18 protein-coding genes are annotated in these 20,019 nt (G+C 71.5%); 7 read left to right on the plus strand and 11 right to left on the minus strand.

Annotation, left to right across the window (positions count from 1 at the left end):
- Nucleotides 1–140 precede the first annotated feature (140 nt).
- The 3 genes from ACIRST_RS18940 to ACIRST_RS18950 all read right to left on the minus strand — a co-directional run bounded on the left by ACIRST_RS18940 (nucleotide 141) and on the right by ACIRST_RS18950 (nucleotide 3,005).
- The gene (locus tag ACIRST_RS18940; RefSeq protein WP_402803182.1) at nucleotides 141–512 is read right to left on the minus strand and encodes an ATP-binding protein; all 372 of its coding nucleotides are present in this window, start codon (nucleotides 510–512) and stop codon (nucleotides 141–143) included.
- 225 nt (nucleotides 513–737) lie between these two features.
- On the minus strand, nucleotides 738–1,895 hold the full coding sequence (locus ACIRST_RS18945) for an adenosine deaminase (protein WP_350520000.1): 1,158 nt from the start codon (nucleotides 1,893–1,895) through the stop codon (nucleotides 738–740).
- A gap of 141 nt (nucleotides 1,896–2,036) precedes the next feature.
- A complete protein-coding gene (locus tag ACIRST_RS18950; RefSeq protein WP_350519999.1) occupies nucleotides 2,037–3,005 on the minus strand; it encodes a LysR family transcriptional regulator in 969 nt (322 codons plus the stop codon).
- Between the two features lie 100 nt (nucleotides 3,006–3,105).
- On the opposite strand from ACIRST_RS18950, the gene ACIRST_RS18955 reads away from it, so the two are divergent.
- Nucleotides 3,106–4,380 (plus strand): MFS transporter, encoded by a 1,275-nt coding sequence (locus tag ACIRST_RS18955; RefSeq protein ID WP_402803183.1) that lies wholly within the window; start codon nucleotides 3,106–3,108, stop codon nucleotides 4,378–4,380.
- A gap of 26 nt (nucleotides 4,381–4,406) precedes the next feature.
- Nucleotides 4,407–4,961, plus strand: a complete 555-nt coding sequence (locus ACIRST_RS18960) for a Uma2 family endonuclease (RefSeq protein ID WP_350519997.1) — start codon at nucleotides 4,407–4,409, stop codon at nucleotides 4,959–4,961.
- A 28-nt stretch (nucleotides 4,962–4,989) separates the two neighbouring features.
- Here the strand turns inward: ACIRST_RS18960 and ACIRST_RS18965 are convergent, their stop codons facing one another.
- The 8 genes from ACIRST_RS18965 to ACIRST_RS19000 form a co-directional block, all read right to left on the minus strand.
- Complete coding sequence (locus ACIRST_RS18965) at nucleotides 4,990–6,267, minus strand: thymidine phosphorylase (RefSeq protein ID WP_396551863.1); 1,278 nt, start codon at nucleotides 6,265–6,267, stop codon at nucleotides 4,990–4,992.
- Nucleotides 6,268–6,374: 107 nt separating this feature from the next.
- Nucleotides 6,375–6,767: a cytidine deaminase gene (locus tag ACIRST_RS18970; protein WP_350519995.1), complete on the minus strand. Its 393-nt coding sequence runs from the start codon at nucleotides 6,765–6,767 to the stop codon at nucleotides 6,375–6,377.
- Nucleotides 6,764–8,029: an ABC transporter permease gene (locus ACIRST_RS18975; RefSeq protein WP_402803184.1), complete on the minus strand. Its 1,266-nt coding sequence runs from the start codon at nucleotides 8,027–8,029 to the stop codon at nucleotides 6,764–6,766. The genes ACIRST_RS18970 and ACIRST_RS18975 overlap by 4 nt, the downstream gene beginning before the upstream one ends.
- The gene (locus ACIRST_RS18980; RefSeq protein WP_402803185.1) at nucleotides 8,026–9,180 is read right to left on the minus strand and encodes an ABC transporter permease; all 1,155 of its coding nucleotides are present in this window, start codon (nucleotides 9,178–9,180) and stop codon (nucleotides 8,026–8,028) included. Before ACIRST_RS18980 ends, ACIRST_RS18975 begins: the two co-directional genes overlap by 4 nt.
- A gap of 4 nt (nucleotides 9,181–9,184) precedes the next feature.
- Nucleotides 9,185–10,708, minus strand: a complete 1,524-nt coding sequence (locus ACIRST_RS18985; RefSeq protein ID WP_402803239.1) for an ABC transporter ATP-binding protein — start codon at nucleotides 10,706–10,708, stop codon at nucleotides 9,185–9,187.
- 348 nt (nucleotides 10,709–11,056) lie between these two features.
- Nucleotides 11,057–12,115: a BMP family ABC transporter substrate-binding protein gene (locus ACIRST_RS18990; protein WP_350519992.1), complete on the minus strand. Its 1,059-nt coding sequence runs from the start codon at nucleotides 12,113–12,115 to the stop codon at nucleotides 11,057–11,059.
- 255 nt (nucleotides 12,116–12,370) lie between these two features.
- Nucleotides 12,371–13,624 (minus strand): amidohydrolase, encoded by a 1,254-nt coding sequence (locus ACIRST_RS18995; RefSeq protein WP_402803186.1) that lies wholly within the window; start codon nucleotides 13,622–13,624, stop codon nucleotides 12,371–12,373.
- Between the two features lie 212 nt (nucleotides 13,625–13,836).
- Nucleotides 13,837–15,426, minus strand: a complete 1,590-nt coding sequence (locus ACIRST_RS19000; protein ID WP_350519990.1) for a methylmalonyl-CoA mutase family protein — start codon at nucleotides 15,424–15,426, stop codon at nucleotides 13,837–13,839.
- Nucleotides 15,427–15,539: 113 nt separating this feature from the next.
- On the opposite strand from ACIRST_RS19000, the gene ACIRST_RS19005 reads away from it, so the two are divergent.
- The 5 genes from ACIRST_RS19005 (at nucleotide 15,540) to sdhD (ending at nucleotide 19,971) form a co-directional block, all read left to right on the plus strand.
- Complete coding sequence (locus ACIRST_RS19005; protein ID WP_350519989.1) at nucleotides 15,540–16,295, plus strand: SDR family oxidoreductase; 756 nt, start codon at nucleotides 15,540–15,542, stop codon at nucleotides 16,293–16,295.
- A 68-nt stretch (nucleotides 16,296–16,363) separates the two neighbouring features.
- Nucleotides 16,364–18,010, plus strand: coding sequence for an alpha/beta hydrolase (locus tag ACIRST_RS19010; protein ID WP_350519988.1), 1,647 nt, complete (start codon nucleotides 16,364–16,366; stop codon nucleotides 18,008–18,010).
- 297 nt (nucleotides 18,011–18,307) lie between these two features.
- On the plus strand, nucleotides 18,308–18,793 hold the full coding sequence (locus ACIRST_RS19015; RefSeq protein WP_350519987.1) for a 2-oxo-4-hydroxy-4-carboxy-5-ureidoimidazoline decarboxylase: 486 nt from the start codon (nucleotides 18,308–18,310) through the stop codon (nucleotides 18,791–18,793).
- 297 nt (nucleotides 18,794–19,090) lie between these two features.
- Nucleotides 19,091–19,471, plus strand: a complete 381-nt coding sequence (sdhC, locus tag ACIRST_RS19020) for a succinate dehydrogenase, cytochrome b556 subunit (RefSeq protein WP_033332398.1) — start codon at nucleotides 19,091–19,093, stop codon at nucleotides 19,469–19,471.
- Between the two features lie 8 nt (nucleotides 19,472–19,479).
- A complete protein-coding gene (sdhD, locus tag ACIRST_RS19025; RefSeq protein ID WP_350519986.1) occupies nucleotides 19,480–19,971 on the plus strand; it encodes a succinate dehydrogenase, hydrophobic membrane anchor protein in 492 nt (163 codons plus the stop codon).
- Nucleotides 19,972–20,019: the final 48 nt, after the last annotated feature.

A 20,019-nucleotide genomic window follows, 5' to 3' on the forward strand; every position in this document is an offset into this window, starting at 1 on the left:
CCCCGGGCCCCCGCCCCCCGCCCCCCCCCCCCCCGCGGCCGGCCGCCCGCCCCCCGCCCCGGGGGGGGCGGCCCCCGCCCGGCCCCCCCCCCCGGGGGGGGGGGGGGGGGCGGCCCGTCCGTGTGTCGGCGGCTGCGGAATCAGCCGCCCAGGCCCGGCAGGCCCGGAAGGGCGCCGGTCAGCCCGCCGAGGGGGGTCTTGTCGAGACCCGGGACGGAGGGCACGGCGGCGCGCTGCTGGGTGACGCCGGCGAGCGGGGCCTCGGCGGCCGGGGCGGCGTGGCCGACGCTCGGGGCGAGGGTGCCCAGCGTGCCGGTGACCTTGTCGCCGCCGGGCAGCTTGGCGGCGGTGTCGGTGACCGCCCCGGTCACCGCGGGGTTCGTCACCGCGCCGGTGGGCAGCCCGAGGCCGCCGGGCGCCGGGGCGGCGTCGGCGGAGGCGGTGCCGGCGCCGATCGCCGCGATGGCGATGCCGAGCGCCGCGGTGCCGGCGGCCTTGAGAGCCTGCTTCATGGTTCGTCCCCTTGGGTCCTCGTCGGAGGCCGACGACGCGTACGGCTTCCGGCGGACGGGAGGCCGCCACCGTGCCTGGTCGGCAATGACTGGCACACCGTAGTGAGCCGGTCGCGCGAGAACCAAGGAGCGTTCACTCACCCGAGTGAGTAGTCGGATGAACGCCAACTTCCGTGCGGAAGAAGGCCGTTCATCCGACCGAAAGGAGCGCGTCAGCGCTACGGCTCAGTTGCCGCCGGTGCCCGCGCTGAACAGCCACTCGGCCTTCAGCTCGGCGTAGCCCGGCTTGATCACGTCGTTGATCATCGCCAGTCGCTCGTCGAAGGGCAGGAACGCGGACTTCATGGCGTTCACGGTGAACCACTCCATGTCGCCCAGGGTGTAGCCGAAGGCCTCGACCAGGTGCCCGAACTCCTGGCTCATGCTGGTGCCGCTCATGAGCCGGTTGTCGGTGTTCACCGTGACCCGGAACTTCAGCCGGCTGAGCAGCCCGATCGGGTGCTCGGCGTACGAGGTGGCCGCCGCGGTCTGGAGGTTGGAGGTGGGGCACATCTCCAGCGGGATGCGCTTGTCGCGCACGTACGCGGCCAGCCGGCCGAGCTCGACGCTGCCGTCCTCGTTCACCGTGATGTCGTCGACGATCCGCACGCCGTGGCCGAGCCGGTCGGCGCCGCAGCACTGCAGGGCCTCCCAGATCGACGGCAGGCCGAAGGCCTCGCCCGCGTGGATGGTGAAGTGGTTGTTCTCGCCCTTGAGGTAGTCGAAGGCGGCCTGGTGGCGGGTGGGGGGGTAGCCGGCCTCGGCACCGGCGATGTCGAAGCCGACGACGCCCGAGTCCCGGTGGCGGTTGGCCAGTTCGGCGATCTCCTGCGAGCGGGCGGCGTGCCGCATCGCGGTGATCAGGGTGCCGATGCGGATCCGGTGGCCGGCCGCGCGGGCGTTGGCCTCGCCCAGGCGGAAGCCCTCCTGGACGGCCTCGACGACCTCGTCGAGGGTCAGGCCGCCCTCCAGGTGCTGCTCGGGGGCGTACCGGACCTCGGCGTACACGACGCCGTCGGCGGCCAGGTCCTCGGCGCAGTCGGCGGCGACCTTGATCAGGGCCTCGCGGGTCTGCATCACGGCGCAGGTGTGCGCGAAGGTCTCCAGGTAGCGGACCAGCGAGCCGGAGTCGGCGGCCTCGCGGAACCACTCGCCGAGTTCCTTGACGTCGGTGGTGGGGAGTCCCTCGTAGCCGACGGCGGCGGCCAGCTCGACGACGGTCTCCGGACGCAGCCCGCCGTCCAGGTGGTCGTGCAGCAGGACCTTGGGCGCGCGGCGGATCTGGTCGGCGGCGGGGATGCGCGGGCCGGTGCCCGCGGTGGTGACGGGGATCTGCTTCTCCATTGCGGAAATATAGCCCCTACGCGCGTAGACCCACCACTGCGAACACCACCGAATGGTCCAAACTCCGCCCGGAATTCCACCGACCGGTCCATAGGATCCGCCAAACCGCCCTGGCCGTTCCGGAATACCGCGACGACGGTTTCAGTCGTGCTGGAGCAGCCGTCCGCGCCGGGACAGCACGAAGTCCCGGAACGCCTTCGCCGGCGGCGTCAGCGGCCGCCCCGCCGCCCAGGCCAGTCCGACCGCCCGCCGGGTACGCGGCGCCGTCACCTCCAGCTCCACCACCCCGGGCCGCGGCACCAGGGCCGGCGGCAGCAGCGCCACCCCCAGCCCGGCCGCCACCAGACCGCGCAGCGTCTCGGCCTCCTCCCCCTCGAACGCCAGCCGGGGGACGAACCCGGCCTCCGCGCAGAAGCCGTCCGTGATCGCGCGCAGCCCGTACCCCTGCTCCAGCCCGACGAACGGCTCCTCGGCCACCTCCGCCAGCCGGATCCGCCGGCGCCCGGCCAGCCGGTGGTCCGCCGGGACGACCAGGTGCAGGCGCTGCTCGTCCAACGGGCGGGCGGTGAACGCCGGATCCTCCGGCAGCGGCGCCACCAGGCAGAGGTCCAGCTCGCCGGCCCGCAGCCGCTCCAGCATCGCCGCGCCGTAGTCCTGCACCAGCTGGAACCGCACCCGGGGGTGCGCCGCGCGGAAGCCGCGCAGCAGCGCCGGCACCGCGTCCGGCCCCATCGTGTGCAGGAAGCCGAAGGCGACCAGCCCCGCCTCCGGGTCCGCCTCCGCCCTGGCCGCCTGCGCGCCCCGCTCGACCTCGGCCAGCGCCCGCTCCACCGAGGCCAGCAGCAGCCGGCCCGCCCTGGTCAGCCGGACCGTACGGCCCTGACGGGCCAGCAGCTCCACCCCCAGCTCCTCCTCCAGGCGCGCCACCGCACGCGACAGCGTCGGCTGCGGCATCCCGAGCACCGCGGCCGCCTGCGTCACGTGCTCCAGCCGGGCCACCGCCGCGAACTGCGCCAGCCGGGGCGCCAGCAGGACGGCCGGCTCGTCCGGCCCCAACTCGGCCGCCCGGTACCGCTGCTCCCCGCCGTCCACCGGCTCCGGCCCGGCCATCCCGCCACCACCTCGACACCTCGACTCATACGCCAGTGCATCGATCATGCCTGCTTCATGCATTGGACGCATCAACGACACCAGGCCTACGGTCAACGGCATGCAGCCCTCAAGTACCAGGGCATCCGTGCCCGCCCCGGATGCCCCCGCCACCGCCACCGCCCCGGACGACCGCCTCCGCCCCGGACGGCCCGCCTTCCGCCGCGCCAACCTCGCCCTGTTCGCCGCCGGGGTCGCGACCTTCGTCCTGCTCTACTCCACCCAGGGCCTGCTGCCGGTCCTCTCGGCCGACCTCGACCTCACCCCCGGCCAGGCCAGCTGGACGGCCTCCGCCGCCACCCTCGGCCTCGCCCTCGGACTGCTCCCGGCGAGCGCGCTCTCCGACAGGTACGGCCGCACCGCCGTGATGACGGCCTCCACCCTCGCCGCCTCCGTCCTCGCCCTCGCCCTGCCCTTCGCACCGGACCTGACCACCCTCGTCGTCCTGCGGGTCCTCCAGGGCGCCGCCCTCGCCGGGCTCCCGGCCACCGCCATGGCCTACCTCGCCGAGGAGGTCCACCCCAGCGCCCTGGCCTCCGCGATGGGTCTGTACGTGGCCGGCAACAGCATCGGCGGCATGGGCGGCCGGCTGCTCTCCGGCTGGACCGCCGCCGCGCTCGGCTGGCGCTGGGGCCTCGCCGCCTCCGCCGCCCTCGCCCTGCTCGCCACGCTCGTGTTCCGGCTGCTGATCCCCGCCGCCCGGCACTTCACCCCCGCCCCGGTGGACGCCCGCGCGCTCGCCCGCACCGTCGGACGCCACCTGCGCAACCCGCTGCTGGTCCGGCTGTACGCGCTCGGGATGCTGTTCATGGCCGTGTTCGGCGCGGTCTACAACACCGTCGGCTACCGGCTGATCTCCGCGCCGTTCCACCTGCCGGAGTCGATCGCCGCCTCGATCTTCGTGGTCTACCTGGTCGGCACCGGCACCTCCGCCGCGGCCGGCCGCCTCTCCGGCCGACTGGGCCGCCGCGGCGCCCTCTACGTCTCCGTCGGCGTCACCGCGGCCGGCCTGCTGCTCTCGCTCGCCGACTCCCTGCTCTGCGCGCTGCTCGGCCTGGTCCTGATCACCGCGGGCTTCTTCGCCGGCCACGCCACCGCGTCCTCCGCGGTCGGCCGCACCGCCACCGAGGGCCGCGCCCAGGCCTCAGCGCTCTACCTGATCGCCTACTACCTCGGCAACAGCCTCGGCGGCACCCTCGGCGCCGACGCCTACCACGCCACCGGCTGGCCCGGAGCCGCCGCCGTCGGCCTCACCGCCATGACCCTCGCCGCCGGCGTCACCCTCTACGCCACCCGTCAGGCGCATACCACGAGGCGAGCGCTCGCGGACGGTTGACAGCCGCCGCCGATACACTCCGGGACATGAGCATCGATCCTGCTGTGTACGCCCGGCTCCGCGAGATCGCGGATCAGCTGCCGAGGGTGCCGGGGATAGGGAAGATCGAGATCGCCGACGGCGAGATTGTCATGATGATGTCGCCCGTGAAACGCCACGAGCTCGCAGTCATCCGCCTGGCACAGCAGCTCAATGCCCAACTGCCACAGACCCACCCCGGCTACATCGCCCACGGCGGCGCGGACTTGGAGGACATCGGCCTCGGTCGGCTCCGGAACCCTGACCTGATGGTGTTCCCCGACGCGGCTCTGGACGACGACTGCCCGGCGTTCCTTCCCCACGAGATCCTTCTCGTCGTGGAGATCGTCTCCAAGTCCAACCCCGAGAACGACTACCACGACAAGGTCCGCGACTACTCGGCGATGGGTATCCCGCTGTACCTCCTGGTCGATCCCCGCAAGGGCACCGGCATCATTCACGACGAGCCCGGCTACACCCGCCGCAAGGACTTCGTCTTCGGCGACACGATCACCGTGGGCCCGTGGAAGCTCGACACCAGTGTCCTGCGGACGTACGCCTGAGCGCACGTCCGCAGGACACCGACCACGGTCAGGCGATGCGGTCCAGCACGATCGGGTTCGGGGTGAACGCCGTGCCTTCGGGGGCGACGGTGATGCCGCCGGCCAGGGCCTCGATGGCGTAGTCGTAGCGCTCCGGGGTGTCGGTGTGGAGGGTCAGCAGGGGCTGGCCGGCCACGACGGTGTCACCCGGCTTGGCGTGCATCTCGACGCCGGCGCCGGCCTGCACCGGGTCCTCCTTGCGGGCGCGGCCGGCGCCCAGGCGCCAGGCGCAGACGCCGACGGCGTACGCGTCGAGCTCGGTGAGCACGCCGGAGGCCGGCGCGGGGATGACGTGCTGCTCGCGGGCGACCGGGAGCGGGGCGTCCACGTCGCCGCCCTGGGCGGCGATCATGCGGCGCCAGTGGTCCATCGCGGAGCCGTCGCGCAGCGCGTCCGCCGGGTCCTTGCCGTGCACGCCGGCCGCGGCGAGCATCTCGCGGGCGAGCGCGAGGGTCAGCTCCACGACGTCGGCCGGACCGCCGCCGGCCAGCACCTCGACCGACTCGCGGACCTCCAGCGCGTTTCCGGCGGTGAGGCCGAGCGGGGTGGACATGTCGGTGAGCAGCGCGACGGTGTTGACCCCGGCGGTGGTGCCCAGGCCCACCATGGTGCGGGCGAGCTCGCGGGCGTCGTCGATGTTCTTCATGAACGCGCCGGAGCCGACCTTGACGTCCAGGACGAGCGCGCCGGTGCCCTCGGCGATCTTCTTGGACATGATCGAGGAGGCGATCAGCGGGATCGCCTCGACGGTGCCGGTGACGTCGCGCAGCGCGTACAGCTTCTTGTCGGCCGGGGCGAGGCCGTCGCCGGCCGCGCAGATGACCGCGCCCGCGTCGCGCAGCACGTCCATCATCTCGTCGTTGGACAGCAGGGCGCGCCAGCCGGGGATGGACTCCAGCTTGTCCAGGGTGCCGCCGGTGTGGCCGAGGCCGCGGCCGGAGAGCTGCGGGACGGCGGCGCCGCAGGCGGCGACCAGCGGGGCGAGCGGGAGGGTGATCTTGTCGCCGACGCCGCCGGTGGAGTGCTTGTCGCTGGTGGGCAGCGGCAGCGAGGAGAAGTCCATCCGGACGCCGGAGCGGATCATGGCGTCGGTCCAGCGGCTGATCTCGCGCGGCTGCATGCCGTTCAGCAGGATCGCCATGGCCAGGGCGGACATCTGCTCGTCGGCGACCTCGCCGCGGGTGTAGGCGTCAATGACCCAGTCGATCTGAGCGTCGCTCAGCTCTCCGCGGTCGCGCTTGGTCCTGATGACGGAGATGGCGTCCATGCGTGCTCCAAGAGGGGTTTCAGAAAGGCATGAAATGCGAAGAGTGCCGCGAGATGACCGGGTTCCGGCCCACTCGCGACACTCTACGCGCGTAACAAACAGAGAGGCTAGAGCCGCTCCGGCCCGAACGCGTCGGGCAGGACCTCGCTCATCGGCTTGACCCCGGAGGGCAGCTCGATCAGCAGCTCGGGCCCGCCGTGCTCGTACAGCAGCTGGCGGCAGCGCCCGCACGGCATCAGCAGCTCACCGGCACCGTCCACGCAGGTGAACGCGGTCAGCCGCCCGCCGCCGGTGGCGTGCAGCGCGGACACCAGCCCGCACTCGGCGCACAGCCCGAGCCCGTACGAGGCGTTCTCGACGTTGCAGCCGGTGACCACCCGCCCGTCGTCCACCAGCGCGGCCGCACCGACCGGGAACTTGCTGTACGGGGCGTACGCGTGGCCCATCGCCTCGCGCGCCGCCTCGCGCAGCCGCTCCCAGTCGACCACGGGGGCGGTCACTTGCCCTGGCCCTTGCGGTAGATCTGCCCGTCGGCCTTCGGCGGACGCAGGCGCTGCGAGGCCAGCGAGAGCACCACCAGGGTGATCACGTACGGCGTGGCGACGATCAGCGGACGCTGCACCTCGTCGGTCAGCGAGTACCAGGCGATCATGCCGCCGGCGATGACGAGCGAGATCACCATCGCGGTGTACTTGCGCCGGTAGAGCTGCCACAGGGCGAGCAGCACCATCGCGATGCCCACGATCAGGAGCAGCACGTGCACCGACCCCGGGTCGCGCAGCTGGAGGCTGTCGGTGAAGCCGAACAGGCCGGCGCCCATGGCGAGGCCGCCCGGCATCCAGTTGCCGAAGATCATCGCGGCGAGGCCGATGAAGCCCCGGCCGAGGGTCTGGCCGTCCTTGTAGAAGTGCGCGGCGACCAGCGAGAGGTACGCACCGCCGAGGCCGGCGAAGGCACCGGAGGCGATGACCGCGATGTACTTGTACTTGTAGACGTTGACGCCCAGCGACTCGGAGGCCGTCGGGTTCTCACCGCAGGAGCGCAGCCGCAGGCCGAACACCGTGCGCCAGAGCACGAAGTAGCTGACCACGATCAGCGCGGCCGCCAGGACCACGACCACCGAGATGTTGGTGACCAGGCCGGCGAGCACGCCCGCGACGTCCGAGACGAAGAACCAGTGGTGGCTCTCGATGTCCTTCAGGCCCGAGGACAGCCCCGGAACCGTGATGTAGGGCAGCGGGTCCGCCGGCGGGGACTGGTTCTGGCCGGCACCGGCCGAGATGTAGTCCTTGTAGTAGATCCGGTTGACGTACGCGCAGATGCCGGGGATCAGCAGGTTGATGCCGACGCCGGAGACGATGTGGTCGACGCCGAAGGTGACGGTGATGACCGCGTGCAGCAGGCCGCCGAGCGCACCGCCGAGCATGCCGGCCAGCAGACCGACCCACGGGTTGACCAGGTAGCCGGCCCAGGCGCCGCAGAAGGTGCCGGCGACCATCATGCCTTCGAGGCCGATGTTGACCACACCGGCCCGCTCGGACCAGAGACCGCCGAGACCGGCCATGCCGATCGGCACGGCGGCGCTGAGGGCGGCGGTGACCTGACCGGAGGAGGTCAGCGAGTGGTTGCCGGTGGCCATGCCCACGGCGGAGAACAGCACCAGGGCGCCCGCGATCAGGAGCAGGACGACCGGCCAGGACAGCTTGTGCTTCTTCGCAGGCGCGCCGGGCGCCTTGGGACGAGCAGCGGTAGCCGTGCTCACGCCGACACCTCCTTCTTCTCAGCGGCCGCGAGCTGGGCGGCGAGCTGCTCGCCGACCTTCTTCTGCTGGCGCGTCAGGCCGTAGCGGCGCACCAGCTCGTACGCGACGACGACGCAGATGACGATGGTGCCCTCCATGACCGAGACGATCTCGGCCGGGAAGCCGCCCTGGAGCGGCAGCTGGGCACCGGTGGAGTCCAGGAAGGCGAACAGCAGGGCCGCGAAGGCCATGCCGATCGGGCTGTTGCGGCCCAGCAGGGCGATCGAGATGCCCAGGAAGCCCAGGTTCTGCTGGAAGGTCTGCCCGTAGTAGAAGGAGTTCTGCAGCAGCTCGGGCATGCCGATCAGACCGGCGATCGCACCGGAGACCGCCATCGAGATGACGATCATGCGCTTGACGTTCACGCCGGACGCGGTCGCGGCGGACTCCGAGCGGCCGGTGGCGCGCAGGTCGAAGCCGAAGCGGGTGCGGGTCAGCACGAACTGGAACACCACGCCGACCAGGACGGCGATGAAGATGAAGCCCCAGAGCGGGCCGCCGTCCGTCTGGATCGCGAAGAAGTGGCTCGACTGGGAGATCGGCTCGGTCTGGATCGAGTTGCTGGTGCCGCTGACCTTCGGCGCGAAGATGCCCGGGACGAGCAGCAGACCGACGATCGCGAGCGCGATGGCGTTCAGCATGATGGTCGAGATGACCTCGCTGACGCCGCGGAGGACCTTCAGCAGACCGGCGATGCTCGCGTACAGGCCGCCGACCAGCATGGCGGTGACCAGCAGCAGCGGGATCTGGATGAAGGCCGGCAGGTCGACCTGCGCGCCGATGTAGGCCGCGAACAGCGCCGCGACCTTGTACTGGCCCTCGACGCCGATGTTGAACAGGTTCATGCGGAACCCGAAGGCGGCGGCCGCGGCGGCCAGGTAGTAGGTGGTGGTCCGGTTGAGGATCAGCACCTGGCCGTCCGACTTGGTGGCGAACGTGATCATCACGTTCCACGCGTCGAACGGGTTCTTGCCCGAGGTCGCCAGCAGGACGGAGCAGATCGCGACGGAGAGCACGACCGCGAGCACCGGCGCCGCCAGTGCGAGCACGATCCGCTCGACGCTGATCCGCTGCGCCAGGCTGCGCTTGGCGGCGGGGTTGGGACTGGTCATGTGGTTACTCCCCCGCCTGCGGGTCGTCGGCGGTGTCGGACGGGTCGGTGCCCTCGGCCTCGGTGCCCTCGGCGGCGACGGCGTGCGCCTCGGCGACGGCCTCCGGCTCGGACTCGATGTGGCCGCTGGCGGCACCGGTCATCGCGGTGCCCAGGTCCTCGGCGGTCACGGTGGCCGGGTCGGCGTCGGCGACCAGGCGGCCGCGGTAGATGACCCGGATGGTGTCGGAGAGCCCGATCAGCTCGTCCAGGTCGGCGGAGATCAGCAGGACGGCCAGGCCCTCCCGCTGGGCGCTCCGGATGTGCTCCCAGATCTGGGCCTGCGCGCCGACGTCGACACCGCGGGTGGGGTGCGCGGCGATCAGCAGCTTGGGCTGGTGGCTCATCTCGCGGCCGATGATCAGCTTCTGCTGGTTGCCGCCGGAGAGCGAGGCCGCGGTGACCTCGATGCCGGGGGTGCGGACGTCGAACTCCTCGACGATCCGCTGGGTGTCCACCCGCGCGGCGGACGGGTTCAGCAGCACGCCGGTGGAGTTGGGCGCCTCGGTGACGTGGCCGAGGATGCGGTTCTCCCAGAGCGGGGCCTCCAGCAGCAGGCCGTGCTTGTGGCGGTCCTCGGGGATGTAGCCGATGCCGGCCTCGCGGCGGGACCGGGTCAGGGTGCCGGAGAGGTCCTTGCCGTCCAGGGTGACGGTGCCGCCGTCCAGGGGCAGCATGCCCATGATGGCCTCGACCAGTTCGGCCTGGCCGTTGCCCTCGACACCCGCGATGCCCAGGATCTCGCCCTTGTGGATGCGCAGCGAGATGTCGTCCAGGACGACGCGCTCGATGCCCTCGGCGTCGGTCTTGGCGATCCGCAGGTCCGTGACGTCGAGCATCTCGTCCGTGGTGACGGTCGAGGCGCGGCTCTCCGGGGAGGGCAGCTCGGCGCCGACCATCATCTCGGCGAGCTGTCGGGCGGTGACGGCCTTGGGGTCGGCGTCGCCGACCGTGGTGCCGCGCCGGATGACGCTGATCGCGTCGGCCACCGCCAGCACCTCGTGCAGCTTGTGCGAGATGAAGATGACGGTGACGCCCTCGGACTTGAGCTCCCGCAGGTTGTCGAACAGCGCGTCGACCTCCTGCGGGACGAGGACGGCCGTGGGCTCGTCGAGGATCAGGATCTTGGCGCCGCGGTAGAGCACCTTGAGGATCTCGACGCGCTGACGGTCGGCGACGCCGAGGTCCTCGACCAGGGCGTCCGGGCGCACGCCCAGGCCGTACTGGTCGGAGATCTCCTTGATCTTCGCCTTCGCCTTGGCACCGATGCCGTGGATCTTCTCGCCACCGAGGACGACGTTCTCCAGGACGGTGAGGTTGTCGGCGAGCATGAAGTGCTGGTGCACCATGCCGATGCCGCGCTCGATCGCGTCGCCGGGCGTGTTGAACTCGCACAGCTCGCCGTTGATCGCGATGGTGCCCTCGTCCGGCTTCTGCATGCCGTAGAGGATCTTCATCAGCGTCGACTTGCCGGCGCCGTTCTCACCCATCAGGGCGTGCACGGTGCCGGTGCGGACGGTGAGGTTGATGTCGTGGTTGGCCACGACACCGGGGAAGCGCTTGGTGATGCCGCGCAGTTCGACGGCCGTTGTCGCCGTCCCCGCGCTGGGGGTGCCGTCCTTGCGCAGGGGGACGGGGTCGGATGCGGTGATGGCGGTCTCCTGGTGGTCTGGAGGCGCGTCGTTGCGCTCGGAGGGCCAAGGGGGGGGAACCTGGAGACGGAACGGGGCCCGGGGGTACGCGTTGAGCGCACCCTGCCGGGCCCCTCCCGTGAACTGTGTCGATCATCGCGCTGCCGGGCAGGCGGCAGGCGCTGTCGCGTCCGAGACGCGCGGTCCTTACTGGGCCGGCGCGGTCGGGATGGTGGTCGCGCCGCTCTTGATGGCGTCGGCGGCGGCCTTCAGCTGCGACTGGATGTCGTCGATCTTGCCACCGGTCGTGGCGAGCGAGACACCGTCGGCCTTCAGGTCGAAGAGCTTGATCCCGGTCGGGTTCTGGCCCTTCTTGACCGAGTCGATGTACGAGAACACCGCGTTGTCGACGTTCTTGACCATCGAGGTCAGGATGCTGTTCTTGTACTTCGCCAGGGCCGGCTGGTTGGCCTGGTCGGAGTCGACACCGATGGCCAGCTTGCCGGCGTTGGCGACGGCCTCGATCGAGCCGTTGCCCGAGGAACCGGCGGCGGCGTAGATGACGTCCGCGCCCTTGTCGAGCTGGCCCTGGGCGGCCTCCTTGCCCTTGTCGGGGGAGGAGAAGCCCGAGAAGTCCGGCGGGGTGGTGAGGTACGTGGTCTCGATCTGGATGTTCGGGTCCACGGACTTGGCGCCCGCCTTGTAACCGGCCTCGAACTTCTTGATCAGCTCGGACTGCACACCACCGATGAAGCCGATGTGGTGGGCCTTCGACTTGTTCGCGGCGGCGACACCGGCCAGGTACGAACCCTCCTGCTCGGCGAAGAGCAGCGAGGTGACGTTGGCCGGCTGGTCCTTGTCGTTCGAGTCGATGATCGCGAACTTGACGTTCGGGTTGTCCTTGGCGACCTTGTTGACCGCCGGCTGGTAGACGAAGCCGACCGCGATGATGGTCTTGTAGCCGGCGTCGACCAGGTTCTTGAGGCGGGTCTCCTTGTCGGCCTCGGCCTCGCCCTGCTTGGCCTCGGCCTCGGTGACGGAGACACCGAGGTCGGACTTGGCCTTGTCGAGACCACGGGCGGCGGAGTCGTTGAACGACTGGTCGCCACGGCCACCGATGTCGTAGGCCATACCGACCTTCAGCGAACCGTCGCCGGAGCCGGAGGAGGAGGTGGTGTCGTTGCTCTTTGCGCCGCAAGCGGCGAGCGAGGCCATGCCCAGGGAACCCGAGAGCACAACCGCGGCGAGCTTCATTGAACGGCGCAAGGGAGTATCTCCTTCTAACACGCAACCGTTTGGCGTGGTCGGACGCCACCGTAACGCGCGTAGAACACGGTTGTGTTACGGGGTGCCAGAGCATTCGGGTTGTTATCAAACCGTGGTCTGAGGCCCATCCCGAGGCCCTTTCCCGTGACACGGACGGTGGTCCGAGGTTGGTGGGGCCCAGTTTACGGAACCGCCACCGAACCCCGAATCCCGACAATCCGCCCACGTGTCGGCTGCCGCCCCGCGGCTGCGCCCTCAGCGGCCGTCCGCCCCCAGTGCCAGCGCCGCGAACAGCTCGGCCCCGATGCCGATCGCCCGCTCGTCCACGTCGAAGCGGCCCTGGTGCAGGTCGCGGACGGTGGTGTCACCGGGGGCGCGGACGCCGAGCCGGGCCAGCGCGCCCGGGGCGTGCTCCAGGTACCAGGAGAAGTCCTCCCCGCCGAGGCTCTGCTCGGTGCCCTCCACCACCTGGCGGCCGTCCCGGCCGAACCGCGCGTTCATCACCTCGTCCAGCAGGGCGACCGAGACCGCCTCGTTGACCACCGGCGGCACCCCGCGGTGGTAGTCCAGCGTCCACTTGGCCCGGTAGGTCTCGCTGAGCTTGGCGATCAGCTCGTGCAGCAGGTCCGGCGCCTCGCGCCAGCCGTCCAGCTCCAGGCAGCGGACGGTGCCCTCCAGCTCGGCGTGCTGCGGGATGACGTTGGGCGCGGAGCCGGAGGCGATCCGGCCCCAGACCAGGCTGACGCCCCAGCGCGGGTCCATCCGGCGGGCCAGGGCGCCGGGGAGGTCGGCGGCCATCCGGGCCACCGCGGTCACCAGGTCGGTGGTCAGGTGCGGGCGGGCGGTGTGCCCGCCGGGGCCGTCCAGGTGCAGCACCAGGCGGTCGCAGGCCGAGGTGATCGCGCCGGTGCGCAGGGCGATCCGGCCGACCTCCACCTTCGGGTCGCAGTGCACCGCGAAGATCCGGCCGACACCATCCATCCCGCGGGCCTTGATCACGTCCAGCGCCCCGCCCGGCATGACCTCCTCGGCCGGCTGGAAGACCAGCCGGACCGGGCGGCGCAGCTCGCCGGTGCGGGCGGCCTCGGCCAGCACCAGTCCGGCGCCGAGCACCACCGCGGTGTGCACGTCGTGGCCGCAGGCGTGGGCCCGGCCGGGGACGGTCGAGCGGTACGGCACGTCGGTCTTGGCGTCGTCGATCGGGAGTGCGTCGATGTCGGCGCGGAAGGCCAGGAACTCGGCGCCCGGGGCGGTGCCGGCCGGGACGATGTCGACGAGCAGGCCGGTGCCGCCCGGCAGCACCCGGGGTTCGAGTCCGGCCGCCACCAGCCGGTCGCGCAGCAGCCCGGTGGTGCGGAACTCCTGGCGGCCAAGCTCCGGGTGCCGGTGCAGATCACGGCGGAAGGCGATCAGCTCGGGCTCCAGCGCCCCCACCCGGTCGCGCAGGTCGGCGGCGGGGCGTGCGGCAGCGAGAGTGGCGCCCGGCTGAGTGGGCTCAGGACGGTTCATCTCGCCAATCGTAGGCCTGCTGGGGGGTTTTGGCCCGACTTCCGGAAAATTAGTCCCCGGATGGGCGCATACCGGCCGGACAGGTGGGTATGACATCTCGTTTCAGCCGCCTTCCCCGGGTTGCTTGCCCTGTGCAACGATCACCCGGGCCGGTGGTCACGGCCGCCACTTCCTTGACGGCACCCGGACGTTGACGTCCGTTCAGCCGGTGCTCAGAAGCGCTCCACCGGGGCGTACGTCCCCCACACCCCGCGCAGCGCGTCGCACACCTCTCCGACGGTGGCCCGGGCGGCCAGCGCCTCCTTCATCGGGTACAGCACGTTCCCCGTCCCCTCGGCGGTGCGGCGCAGCCCGTCCAGCGCCCGGGTGACGGCGCCGGCGGAGCGCTCGGCCCGCAGCCGGGCCAGCCGCCCGGCCTGCTGCCGCTCGATCGCCGCGTCCACCCGCAGCGGCTGGTACGGCTCCTCCGTGTCCGCCCTGAAGCGGTTGACGCCGACCACGGTCCGCTCGCCGGAGTCGGTCTCCTGCTGGACGCGGTAGGCGGTGCGCTCGATCTCGGCCTTCTGGAAGCCCTGCTCGATCGCGGCCACCGCGCCGCCCCGGTCCTCGATCCGGGCCATCAGGGCCAGCGCGGCGGCCTCCACCCCGTCGGTGAGCGACTCGACGGCGTACGACCCGGCGAAGGGGTCGACGGTGGCGGTCACGTCGGTCTCGTGGGCGAGCACCTGCTGGGTGCGCAGGGCGAGCCTGGCGGCCTTCTCGGTGGGCAGCGCGATCGCCTCGTCGTAGCTGTTCGTGTGCAGCGACTGGGTGCCGCCGAACACCGCGGCGAGCGCCTGCACGGTGACCCTGGCCAGGTTGACCTCGGGCTGCTGGGCCGTGAGCTGCACCCCGGCGGTCTGGGTGTGGAAGCGCAGCATCTGCGAGCGCGGATCCCGCGCACCGAACTCCTCGCGCATGATTCCGGCCCAAATCCTGCGTGCGGCCCGGAACTTGGCCACTTCCTCCAGGAGCGTCGTGCGGGCCACGAAGAAGAACGAGAGCCGGGGGGCGAAGTCGTCCACGGCCATCCCGGCGGCGATCGCGGTACGGACGTAGGCGATGCCGTTGGCCAGGGTGAAGGCGATCTCCTGCGCGGGATCGGCCCCGGCCTCGGCCATGTGGTAGCCGGAGATGGAGATGGTGTTCCAGCGCGGGATCTCGGCGCGGCAGTACCGGAACAGGTCGGCCACCAGCCGCAGCGAGGGCTGCGGCGGGAAGATGTACGTGCCGCGGGCGATGTACTCCTTCAGCACGTCGTTCTGGACGGTTCCGGTGAGCGACGCCGGCGCGACGCCCCGGGCCTCCCCGACCAGCTGGTAGAGGAGCAGCAGCAGGGCGGCGGGCGCGTTGATGGTCATCGAGGTGGACACCTCGCCGAGCGGGATGCCGTCGAACAGCACCGCCATGTCCTCGACGCTGTCCACCGCCACCCCCACCTTGCCGACCTCCCCGGCCGCGAGCGGGGCGTCCGAGTCGTAGCCCATCTGGGTCGGCAGGTCGAAGGCGACCGACAGGCCGGTGCCGCCGCCCGCGATCAGCTGCCGGTAGCGGGCGTTGGACTCGGCGGCGGTGCCGAAGCCCGCGTACTGGCGCATCGTCCAGGGGCGGCCGGTGTACATGGTCGGGTAGACGCCCCGGGTGTACGGGTACTCCCCCGGGCGGCCCAGCCGGGCTCCGGGGTCCCAGCCGGCCAGTGCCTCGGGGCCGTACAGCGGTTCGACGTCGAAGCCCGACTCGGCGCGGCGCGGCTCGGCTGCCATGGGTCCCTCCAGGGATCGGCGGGCGCTGTCCTCGCAATCTATGGCCTGCCCGCCGGGGCGCCGACGCGGTTGAGATGATCGGGTGAACGACCGATGAGCCCCAGGGAGTGGCAATGACCGAGCAGAAGGTGGCCGTGGTCACCGGTGCCAGCAGCGGAATCGGCGCGGCGACCGCCCGCCGGCTGGCGGCCGAGGGATTCGACGTGGTGCTGACCGCCCGCCGCACCGAACGGATCGAGGCGCTGGCCAAGGAGATCACCGACCGGGGCGGTTCGGCGCGGGCGGTCACCGTGGACGTCACCGACCGGGCCGCCGTGGACGCCTTCGCCGCCGAGGTCGGCCGGGTGGACGTCCTGGTGAACAACGCGGGCGGCGCGATCGGCGCCGAGACAGTCGAGCACGGCGACCCGGCCGACTGGCGGGCCATGTACGAGGTGAACGTGCTCGGCGTGCTGCACGTGACGCAGGCGCTGCTGCCGGCCCTGCGGGCCACCGGCGACGGCACGGTGCTGGTGCTCTCCTCGACCGCCGCGCTGGCCGCGTACGAGGGCGGCGGCGGGTACGTCGCCGCCAAGCACGCCGCGCACACCATCGCGGCCACGCTGCGGCTGGAGCTGTGCGGGGAGCCGATCCGGGTGATCGAGATCGCGCCCGGCATGGTGAAGTCCGAGGGCTTCGCGGTCACCCGCTTCCGCGGCGACGAGGAGAAGGCGGCCGCGGTCTACGCGGGCGTGGCCGAGCCGCTGACGTCCGAGGACATCGCCGACACCGTGGCCTGGACGGTCACCCGGCCCTCGCACGTGAACATCGACCTGCTGGTGGTCCGCCCCCGGGCGCAGGCCGCCAACCACAAGGTCCACCGGAGCTGATCCGGGCCGGGCGGGCGGCCCCGGGGCCCCTGGTCGAACGCGTCACCACCCAGTGGTACACACGTCCGATGAGAACCTTCCGGGCCGCCCGCCCACGAGTCCTGCTGACCGCCCTGGCGGCAGGCACCCTCCTCCTCGCCACCGCCTGCGACCGCACCGCCGAGCCGGCCCAGGACCACGCCGCCGGCACCTCCGCGCCCGCCGGCGGCGTCGGGGGCGGCGCGGCGGCGACCGCGAGGACCACCGGCGAGGCCGACCCGGCGCTCAAGCCCTTCTACGGCCAGCAGATCACCTGGGCGGCCTGCCCGGCCGACCCCCAGGCCGAGAAGGCCAAGATCGACACCTCCGGGATGAAGTGCGGCAAGCTGCACGTCCCGCTCGACTACGCCACCCCCGCGGCCGACGCGATCGACCTCGCGCTGATCAAGTACCCGGCCGCCAAGCCGGACCAGCGGATCGGCTCGCTGATGGTCAACCCGGGCGGCCCCGGCGCCTCCGGCGTCGAGATGGTCGAGTACGGCGCCAAGGACTTCGTCGGCACCCTGCACAACCGCTTCGACGTGATCGGCTTCGACCCCCGCGGCACCGGCGCCAGCTCGCCGGTCGTCTGCTACGACGACAAGCAGCACGACGCCGCCAACCAGCTGGACGAGCCGCTCGACCCGGCCGAGCGCAGGGCCGCGCACGTCAAGCAGTCCACCGACCACGCCGCCGCCTGCCAGGCCAGGTCCGGCAAGCTGCTGCCCTTCGTCGGCACCCGCAACACCGCCCGCGACCTCGACGTGCTGCGCGCCGCCGTCGGCGACAAGAAGCTCAACTACCTGGGCATCTCCTACGGCACCTACCTCGGCGCCCTCTACGCCGAGGAGTTCCCGCAGAACACCGGCCGACTGGTCCTGGACGGCGCCGTCGACCCCGCCCAGGACACCCTGGACCACGGCGTGGACCAGCAGGTCGGCTTCGAGAAGTCCTTCGAGCGCTTCGCCGCCGACTGCGTCGAGAACCACCCCGACGAGTGCTCGCTCGGCAAGGACAAGGCCACCGCCGCCAAGAAGGCCGCCGACTTCCTGGACGGCCTGCACGACAGCCCGCTGACCGCCAAGGACGGCCGCAAGCTCGGCCGCGACCTGGCCTGGACCGGCACCATCCAGATGCTCTACGGCGACGAGAAGACCTCCTGGAAGTACCTGCGGGTCGGCCTCGGCATGGCGATGACCATGAAGCGCGGCGACCTGCTGCTGGCCTTCGCCGACGACTACAACGGCCGCGACGAGAACGGCCACTACAGCCCGATCGAGGAGGCCAACGACGCGATCAGCTGCGCCGACGCCGTCCGCCCGGCGCCCACCCCCGAGCACGCCAAGGCCGCGGTGGACCGGCTGCTCGCCGAGGCACCGCTGCTGTCCAAGGGCGTCACGGTGGACGACTACAGCGAGCCCGGCTGCGCCTACTGGCCGTTCAAGACCCAGGAGAAGCCGCACACCGTCCGGGCCGAGGGCAGCGCCCCGATCCTGGTGGTCGGCTCCACCGGCGACCCGGCCACCCCGTACGCCTCGGCCGAGTCCCTGGCCAAGGGCTTCGCCGACGCCACCCTGCTCACCCGGGTCGGCGAGGGCCACGGCGCCTTCGGCAAGGGCAACACCTGCATCGACCGGGCCCTGGAGGCCTACCTGACGGAGGGCACCGTGCCGGCCGCGGGCACCCGCTGCACCTGAGCCCGGCCTGCCGATTAGCAGATGAACGCGGGGAGGGTGCTGACGCGAAGGTGTCAACGTCACAACTTGATAGCTCGTCCGGATGAATTCGGCGTGCGCCCTCCCCAACTGATGACGGCTCAACTACCTTGGAAGCGCTGCCCGACCGGCGCCCGAGCGCCTCTCCGCAGCCCCATACTTCACCTGCCCCACCAGCCCACTTCACCGGCACCTTCCCGCCCTCACGAGGAGGACCCGCTGGCCAGCGACATCCCGTCACAGCGGCTCGACGTCAGAACAGAGCCGACCCTCCTCGGGTTGCACCGCTTCAACGAAGCCGACGCCGGCGCCGCCGAGGAGGCCCTGCTGGCCTGCTGCGGCAGCCACCGCTGGGCCCTGCGGCTCACCGCGCACCGGCCGTACCCCGACATAGAGTCCCTGCTGGCCGCCGCCAGCGAGGCCTCCTACGACCTCCGCCCGGCCGACCTCGCCGAGGCCCTGGCGGACGAGAGCTGGATGCCGCAGCCCCTGCTCGGCATGCGGGCCCCCGGCAGCCAGGCCGCGCACACCGCGCTGCGGGCGGCGCACGCCGCCTACGAGGCCCGGTTCGGCCACGTCTTCGTGGTCTGCCTGGAGCGCGTCGCCCCGGAGGAGATGCTCGACACCGTGCTCTCCTCCATCCGCACCCGCCTGGCCAACGACCCGGACGAGGAGCGGCTGATCGCGGCGGACGAGCTCCGCCGGATCGCCCTCACCCGGCTGGAGCACCTGGTCGCCACCCACTCGGAGGCCGGAGCGCGCTGAAGCCGGCCCCCACCCCTCTTTCATCCGTGCGGGTGAATCACCCGTACGGATGAACCCGAGCCGCTCGCCCCGCGTCCTTCGACGCGGGGCGCGGTCATTCGGTGACCCAGAGTGGCGAACCGCTCCCTGGTTCCCGCCCCACTAGGCCAGAAGTGCCTGATTGATCACACCTGGGGCCCCCGGAGGCGGTACGCGAGAAGGCGTCGATAGGATGCTCGCGGCCGGTGGACCGTACCCGGCCGGGCTGACCGACACCGAAGCCGGCCGAGCCCCCAATCGCTTCCGGAGGGTTTTTCCGTGCCGGCTGGAACGCTGTACCGCGGCCGGGAAGGCATGTGGAGCTGGGTGGCTCATCGAGTCACCGGCGTCCTCATCTTCTTCTTCCTGTTCGCCCACGTCCTGGACACCGCTCTGGTGCGAGTGTCGCCGGAGTCCTACGACACCGTCATCCAGACGTACAAGACTCCCCTCGTGAACCTGATGGAGTACGGCCTGGTGGCCGCCATCCTGTTCCACGCCCTCAACGGCCTGCGCGTCGTCGCCGTGGACTTCTGGTCCAAGGGCCCGAAGTACCAGAAGCAGATGCTCTGGACCGTGGTCGGTGTCTGGGTGGTGCTGATGGCCGGTTCCTTCTACGGGATCCTGCAGCACACGCTGATCTCCTGGTTCGGGAAGTGAGCTGAGACATGAGCACGGAAATCTCCGACGCCGTCGTCGTCCCCTCCAAGCAGGCGCACACCGGCAAGGGCCTCGGCACCGGCAACCCGGCCGACGCGTTCGTCATCGAGCCGCCGCGCCAGCGGACCAAGAAGACCCCGCGCCGCACCCGCACCAACTTCGAGATGCTGGCCTGGCTCTTCATGCGCCTGTCCGGCATCGTCCTGGTCGCCCTGATCATCGGCCACCTGATCATCATGCTGATCCTCGACGGTGGCGTCTCCAAGATCGGTTTCGCCTTCGTGGCCGGCCGCTGGGCCTCGCCGTTCTGGCAGGGCTGGGACCTCCTCATGCTGTGGCTCGCCATGCTGCACGGCGCCAACGGCATGCGTCAGGTCATCAACGACTACGCCGAGAAGGACTCGACCCGGCTCTGGCTCAAGGGGCTCATGGGTACCGCCACGGTCTTCACCGTGCTGCTGGGCACCCTGGTGATCTTCACCTTCGACCCCAACATCTGAGCCGCGAGCACCATCGACCATCGGCAGAGGCCAGAGGCGAGTTAACCC

The organism is Kitasatospora sp. NPDC101447, assembly GCF_044767225.1.
Classification (GTDB): Bacteria; Actinomycetota; Actinomycetes; order Streptomycetales; family Streptomycetaceae; genus Kitasatospora.